We start from the raw sequence: 6,408 nt of genomic DNA on the forward strand, positions 1-6,408 counted from the left end.
GGAATGGAATGGCCATTAAAGTATTAGTCGTTGATGACTCAAGTTTTTTCAGACGACGTGTTAGTGAAATAGTCAATCAAGATCCTGAACTGGAAGTTATCGCGACGGCCTCAAATGGGGCCGAAGCGGTGAAGATGGCTGCTGAGCTTAATCCTCAAGTTATCACTATGGATATTGAGATGCCCGTGATGGATGGCATTACTGCCGTCCGTGAAATCATGGCTAAATGTCCGACTCCGATCTTGATGTTTTCTTCTTTAACCCATGATGGCGCTAAAGCAACGTTAGACGCTTTAGATGCTGGTGCGTTAGATTTTCTACCTAAACGTTTTGAAGACATTGCTACCAATAAAGATGATGCTATTTTATTGTTGCAGCAGAGAGTTAAGGCATTGGGACGCCGCAGAATGTTTCGTCCTATTGCACGTCCTGTCGTAGCTTCAACACCTAGCGTGCGTCCAACAAGTAGCGTTTTAGGGACAACGAGTATAGCGTCGCATACTCCAGCCACTGCTCCTGTGAGGACCTCAACTGCAGCGTCGATTCGTGCAAGTGGTAAGCAGTATAAATTACTGCTGATCGGCACATCTACTGGTGGTCCAGTTGCCTTGCAAAAAATTCTTACCCAATTCCCGGCAAACTATCCGCATCCGATTTTATTAATTCAGCATATGCCCGCAGCTTTTACGCCAGCATTTGCAAGTCGTTTGAATGGCTTATGTAAGATTGATGTAAAAGAGGCCGCTAATGGCGATCTTCTTAAACCAGGTTGTGCGTATTTAGCGCCTGGCGGTATGCAAATGATGGTTGAACGTACCGGAGGTAGTGGTCGATTAAAGGTCATCGCTGGTAGTGCGGACATGAACTATAAGCCTTGTGTTGATATCACCTTTGCTTCTGCCTCCAAAGCCTTTAGCGGTGACGTGCTTGCTGTTGTATTAACCGGTATGGGCGCGGATGGCAGAGAAGGTGCCCGTATGTTGAAAGCGGTTGGTGCGACCATTTGGGCACAGGATGAAGCCAGTTGTGTGGTTTATGGTATGCCACAGGCTGTCGCTAGTGCAGGTATTGCCACTCAGTCGATTGCCTTAGACAACATGGCTGAATGCATTTTAAAAGAGTCTGTTCGTGTCTAAGAGTCAAAATCCGATGAGCACAAATAGTGTGCTCATCATCTTGCTTATGGCTATTGCTATTTTGTGTCTTGGCGCCTTGAGTCTCGATTATCGGCACAAAAATAGTTTGTTGCGAGAAGATATAAAACGTTTGGAATCGACTCAGGTGCTGTTAATGGTCCCTGATGAACAAGCTGAGGCTATTGCAACTTGGTTAGCGTCTCACCCTGAGCAGACTAAAGCTATGCTGCAATTGGCTGCTCCTGGTGAGCAAAAGGCTGTTGCGATAGGTCCAGAATCTACGCAAATTAGTGTCCCGCCTTTGCTGGGTAAACAAAGTGCAGCGATGGATACGGCGAAGGATAACGCTAATCAGCAACCTTTAGTACCGACACTGCTGCAGACGCCAGAAGCAGAAGCAGAAGTTAAGGCTGCTATTTCGCCAATTGAACCGAAAAATGCACAGATGCTACCTGTGGTGATTTCTGAAAATGCCGATGGTGTTAAAGTGATTAGTTTACCGAATGGTGGTATTCGAGTAACGACGAGAAAAGAGCAGTAACCTTTGGAATGTGTGGGCTCAATATTCTCATTCATTAGCATTTAATCAATTAATATGGGGGTCACTTCTTGAAAGTCTGGACCATAGCGAATCAAAAAGGTGGCGTAGGTAAAACCACAACGGTAGCGAGTTTAGCGGGAACATTGGCTAAGCGCGGCAAGCGTGTGCTTATGATAGACACCGATCCACACGCTTCGCTAGGTTATTACTTAGGCATTGATTCTGAAGAGGTTCCAGGCTCTTTATTTGATGTGTTTCTGGCCCATAAAAGCCTTTCCAAAGAACTCGTTTTATCCCATTTAGTACCAACCTTAGTCGATGGTCTCGATTTATTGCCTGCCACTATGGGACTTGCAACTTTGGACAGAGCCTTAGGCCATCAAGAGGGAATGGGATTAGTACTGCGTAATTTATTAGCGCTAGTTGCTGATGATTATGATGTGGCTATCGTTGATTGCCCCCCCGTGCTTGGCGTTTTAATGGTAAATGCCCTTGCGGCAAGTCAGCATATTATTATTCCCGTGCAGACTGAGTTTCTTGCCATTAAAGGGCTAGAGCGGATGATTAAAACGATGGAGTTGATGGGGCGCTCGAAGAAGACGCGTTACAGCTACACCGTCGTGCCCACTATGTATGATAAACGTACCAAGGCGTCACCCGCCGCTTTGCAAGTGCTTGGTGCTGAATACAGTGAAACCCTGTGGAAGGACGTTATTCCTGTCGACACTAAGTTTAGAGATGCCAGTTTGGCACATTTACCAGCATCGCATTATGCGAGTGGTTGTCGTGGCGTCAAAGCCTATGAAAGATTATTAGATTTCTTATTAGTTGGGGAGTTTGGCCATGTCAAAATCGGTTGATGAAACTGTTTTTGATTTTTTCGCATTATTGCTGCAGGAAGACGACACTCCAAGTCAGGTTGTTTCCTCTCAAAGCATTGTAACAGCAGACTCAAATCAAAGTGTGGCCGTTAATCAAACGGAGGCTGCATTGCTTGATGCCGCAATCTTGGCTGAAAATGGTCGTACGACTGCATCACAAGCTCTAGATAGGACGATAACGCCGGCGGTACAGTTGCAGCCAAAAGCAACGCCAAGACAACATGAGTTTGTTGCTCCAGTAAGTAAGATTGCTTCTCAAGTGAACAAGCAAGCGCTAGAAAAATTGTTGGCGCCTGTACTTAAGACTCAAACATTAGCACCGACGCCACCTCTTGTTGAAGTTACGCCTGCAGTTGATGTTCAACCCGTTGTGGTGGAAGTACCGCAAGCCAAGCCTGTTATTGATGAAGCGGTTGTTGATGAAATAATTGCTGAAAAAGTCGTTGAGCCAGTGGTTGTGCCCGAAACACAAGTCGGCATTACGCCTCCTAGCGTGACAAAAGATTTGCAAGAAGTGCTCGATGATGAGTTTCAGGTACTATTCTTTAAAGTAGCAGGGCTGACATTGGCGGTGCCTTTGGTCAGTTTAGGCGGAATAGTTAAAATTGAGCGGATAAACCACATCTTTGGCCGACCCGCATGGTTTCTCGGTGTACAGACGCATAGGGAGGAGCAATTGAACATTGTTGACACTTGTGCGTGGGTTATGCCAGAAAAATACTCAGATAAACTGGCGCAATCGGTAAATTATCAATATCTTGTATTATTAGAAGGTAGTAACTGGGGATTAACTTGTGAGTCCTTGGTCAATGCGGTAAAAATTAATAAATCGCAAGTCAACTGGCGTAGTCAAGCAGGCAAGCGCCCTTGGTTAGCGGGTGTAGTGAAAGAGCAGATGTGTGGCATTTTGCACGTACAAGCCTTAGTTGAAATGCTTAATGCGGGTTTAGGTTGTCAGGACTCAATTGGTTGAGGTAAACATGAAAGATACAAGAAATGTAGCAGCAGTCGCTGCAAGTAAAGATGATGCAGTATTACAATGGGTTACCTTTAAGTTAGACCATGAAACTTACGGTATTAACGTAATGCAAGTGCAGGAAGTATTGCGTTACACTGAAATCGCTCCCGTGCCCGGTGCGCCTTATTACGTATTAGGCATCATTAACTTACGTGGTAACGTTGTCACAGTTATTGATACCCGCTCACGTTTTGGATTGCAGTCTGCCGAAGTTGATGACTCAACTCGAATCGTTATCATCGAAGCTGAAAAGCAAGTCATAGGCATCTTAGTGGATAGTGTTGCCGAAGTGGTTTATTTACGCCGCTCAGAAATCGACAATGCACCAAATGTCGGAACGGAAGAGAGTGCTAAATTCATTCAAGGTGTGAGTAATCGCGACAATGAATTACTCATCTTAGTCGATCTCGACAAGTTATTATCCGATGAAGAATGGGCCGAATTGACTCAGATTTAATCAATTAGCGAGATAAGGCTGAATGATATCAATTCATTCAGCTATTTTGTGTATTTGCGAATAAATCGATGATTCTACGTCTTTACGATTTATGGATAGACAAAGTATTTTATCGCGGTTTGAACAATGGCTAATGATATTGAGTCATTTAAGTACAGCACTTTGGAATAGATAACTCAGTTGGAATGCCTGCTAATTTATGGCTATGAGTGAGTATAAGGATTTTTAATGGGCGATGAATTTTTGATCGCAGCGTTAGTCTATGTCATCGCATGCTTAGGATTAGTACTCTTTTTACAAAAACAATTGAGCAAACTAAGAAGCAAGGTCGAAGCGTTAACCGTTTTAGTCAAAGAAGGTGATCGTCAGCGAGAGTCATTTAAGCGTGAGTTGCAAGAGTTGCGCAGTGGCACTATCGGAGTCGGTCGGCGTGTGATTGAGTTAGAAAAACGCCTACTTCAACTGTCAGAACGGATAGAAGAGACAACTCAGCAGGATCCACAGGCAAAACTTTATACTCGAGCCATGAAAATGGTCGCGCTTGGCGCTGGTGTGGATGAGTTGATTAAAGAATGCGAACTACCTAAAGCGGAAGCTGAGCTGTTGATCCGACTTCATCGCAAATGATCGCATAGAATTGATAGTGATACTTTGTTTAACTCTCAAAGCTAATTTGCCAAAATTAGCTTTTTATTTTATGCCTTCTCAACAATTTTTTGATGCATATTATTCCATTGCTCGGGAAACTTACCGTCGAGCATATACACAAATGCGATCAGTTCGGCGATAAGCAGATAAAGCTCCTTAGGAATTTCCTCTCCTAGCTCTAACAACTGTAGAAAATGGCTTAGATGGGGATCTTGATGGATATACACACCGTTAGCCTTGGCTAGCGCAATAATCTCTTCTGCGATAAGCCCTTCACCAGTAGCCACAATTTTAGGCGCGTTACGCCCATCGTAGCTCAGCGCGACAGCTTGCTTCGGTTCACTCTCTTCGTTCATTTGGTTCTTCCTAAAATTAGATGATGGATTCAATGTCTGCTTAGGTATTTTTTCTAGCTAAGCTTTTGTCTTTACGAGGAAATGATCACCCGGTAATAAGGTTGCTGGCACTTGCGCTATTTGCGTCGAGAGTTCACCTGGCGTAAACCCTAGCTGTGACAATTTTTGGCTTAAGGGCGTTAAAAAGTTGTTGACCTTATTAAGTAGCATTTGGCTATTGCCTTTAAACTGGATATCCAATTGTTGATTGTGCTGTTGAGCTGCAATTAGTAGCGGACCTTGTGCTAAATTAAATTTGAGCTGTAAACGCCATCCGGCTTTTTTCTCTGGATCATCAGGATCCGCTTCTTGCTCAAATTTCCCTTCCAGTTGCTCATGACGTTGGTTAATGCCATAGGGTAGGACAAAGAACCACACTAAATTGCCCGCGCTCTCATTGCTTGCCTGTTGATATAAATGCAAGTTAGAGGCTAGTTGTCCCATGCTATCAAGACCGCCTGCTTTGCTCAGTTGGCCAAGTTGTTTAGCGGAAAAGCCAACTTTGGCTTGTAGTTGCTCAAGATAATCTGCGAGCTTCTTACTCATTGAATTCGAACTATTATTAGCTTTAAAGCCTAGTAGCAGTTGAAATAGTGAGGTAATCGCACTCGCATTCATAAACATTGAGGCTTGATTTGACTGAGGTGCGGCAAGGTTAAGACTTGCTAGTCCGAGAATATTGGCTTTAAGCTCATCTAAATCATTTAGCTGGCTCAGTGGTGGTAATCCTATATGCGGTAAGTGCTTTAACAACTCTGAGGCTAAATTTGAGCTGTTGTTAGAACGAGATAGTTCAACAGGAAGTGCTCCCGCTTTATTGAATGCTTTTTGCAAAACATCAGCAACCTTTATACTGCTGTCAGTTTTGGTATCATTCCCATGCTGTTCATTTTTTTGCGTATTGAGCCCTAAAATATTTTTTGGACTCACCGCAGCAATTTCCTCCACAGCTTCTTCATTCTGAGCACCAATATTAGTGGCTACATTGGTAAGCGGAGGTGTTGGAGCCAAACTCTTGGGGTTTTGCATTACCAACGCATTATTAACCTTAGGGTCTTGAGACGGGACATTTACCGATACCGTTGTAAGGCTAGATCCCAATGGGGATGAGTTCCTTGTTGTTTCCTCTATGGTTGCGGTGGAAGAGCTAGGTTGATTTATTTGTGATTGTGTTGAATTAATCAGAACAGCTGGCGTAGCGAGTACCTGATTTGAGCCGCGAGTACTCAACATAGTTGGCATTGTTACTTTGACAGGCATAGCATCATTTGTTTTAGTTGCCTGCGTTGCCTGCGTTGCCTGCGTTGCCTGCGTTGCCTGCGTTGCCTGCGT

Annotated in this window: 7 protein-coding genes and 1 pseudogene; 6 read left to right on the forward strand and 2 right to left on the reverse strand. The window is 44.1% G+C overall.

What is annotated here, in order from left to right:
• The first annotated feature begins 8 nt into the window (after positions 1-8).
• The 6 genes from FW758_RS13705 (at position 9) to FW758_RS13730 (ending at position 4,660) form a co-directional block, all read left to right on the forward strand.
• Positions 9-1,136, forward strand: coding sequence for a protein-glutamate methylesterase/protein-glutamine glutaminase (locus FW758_RS13705; protein ID WP_259521776.1), 1,128 nt, complete (start codon positions 9-11; stop codon positions 1,134-1,136).
• Between the two features lie 13 nt (positions 1,137-1,149).
• Positions 1,150-1,677, forward strand: a complete 528-nt coding sequence (locus FW758_RS13710; RefSeq protein WP_446445679.1) for a membrane anchored protein in chemotaxis locus — start codon at positions 1,150-1,152, stop codon at positions 1,675-1,677.
• 68 nt (positions 1,678-1,745) lie between these two features.
• The gene (locus FW758_RS13715; protein ID WP_446445680.1) at positions 1,746-2,537 is read left to right on the forward strand and encodes a ParA family protein; all 792 of its coding nucleotides are present in this window, start codon (positions 1,746-1,748) and stop codon (positions 2,535-2,537) included.
• Complete coding sequence (locus FW758_RS13720; protein ID WP_446445681.1) at positions 2,521-3,531, forward strand: chemotaxis protein CheW; 1,011 nt, start codon at positions 2,521-2,523, stop codon at positions 3,529-3,531. Before FW758_RS13715 ends, FW758_RS13720 begins: the two co-directional genes overlap by 17 nt.
• Positions 3,532-3,538: 7 nt before the next feature.
• The gene (locus FW758_RS13725) at positions 3,539-4,033 is read left to right on the forward strand and encodes a chemotaxis protein CheW (protein ID WP_006082380.1); all 495 of its coding nucleotides are present in this window, start codon (positions 3,539-3,541) and stop codon (positions 4,031-4,033) included.
• 228 nt (positions 4,034-4,261) lie between these two features.
• The gene (locus tag FW758_RS13730; RefSeq protein ID WP_446445682.1) at positions 4,262-4,660 is read left to right on the forward strand and encodes a DUF2802 domain-containing protein; all 399 of its coding nucleotides are present in this window, start codon (positions 4,262-4,264) and stop codon (positions 4,658-4,660) included.
• A 68-nt stretch (positions 4,661-4,728) separates the two neighbouring features.
• Here the strand turns inward: FW758_RS13730 and FW758_RS13735 are convergent, their stop codons facing one another.
• Positions 4,729-5,037 carry an EscU/YscU/HrcU family type III secretion system export apparatus switch protein gene (locus tag FW758_RS13735; protein WP_446445683.1) on the reverse strand — a complete coding sequence of 103 codons (309 nt, stop codon included), beginning with the start codon at positions 5,035-5,037 and terminating at the stop codon, positions 4,729-4,731.
• A gap of 57 nt (positions 5,038-5,094) precedes the next feature.
• A pseudogene (locus tag FW758_RS13740) lies at positions 5,095-6,408 on the reverse strand (flagellar hook-length control protein FliK); the annotation flags it as partial.

The organism is Shewanella sp. 1180_01 (genome assembly GCF_052850535.1).

Bases quoted from the DNA above. Each gene is read 5' to 3' on its own strand.
- FW758_RS13705 (WP_259521776.1), top strand. From the start codon at position 9: ATGGCCATTAAAGTATTAGTCGTTGATGACTCAAGTTTTTTCAGACGA.
- FW758_RS13710 (WP_446445679.1), top strand. From the start codon at position 1,150: ATGAGCACAAATAGTGTGCTCATCATCTTGCTTATGGCTATTGCTATT.
- FW758_RS13720 (WP_446445681.1), top strand. From the start codon at position 2,521: ATGTCAAAATCGGTTGATGAAACTGTTTTTGATTTTTTCGCATTATTG.
- FW758_RS13725 (WP_006082380.1), top strand. From the start codon at position 3,539: ATGAAAGATACAAGAAATGTAGCAGCAGTCGCTGCAAGTAAAGATGAT.
- FW758_RS13730 (WP_446445682.1), top strand. From the start codon at position 4,262: ATGGGCGATGAATTTTTGATCGCAGCGTTAGTCTATGTCATCGCATGC.
- FW758_RS13735 (WP_446445683.1), bottom strand. From the start codon at position 5,037: ATGAACGAAGAGAGTGAACCGAAGCAAGCTGTCGCGCTGAGCTACGAT.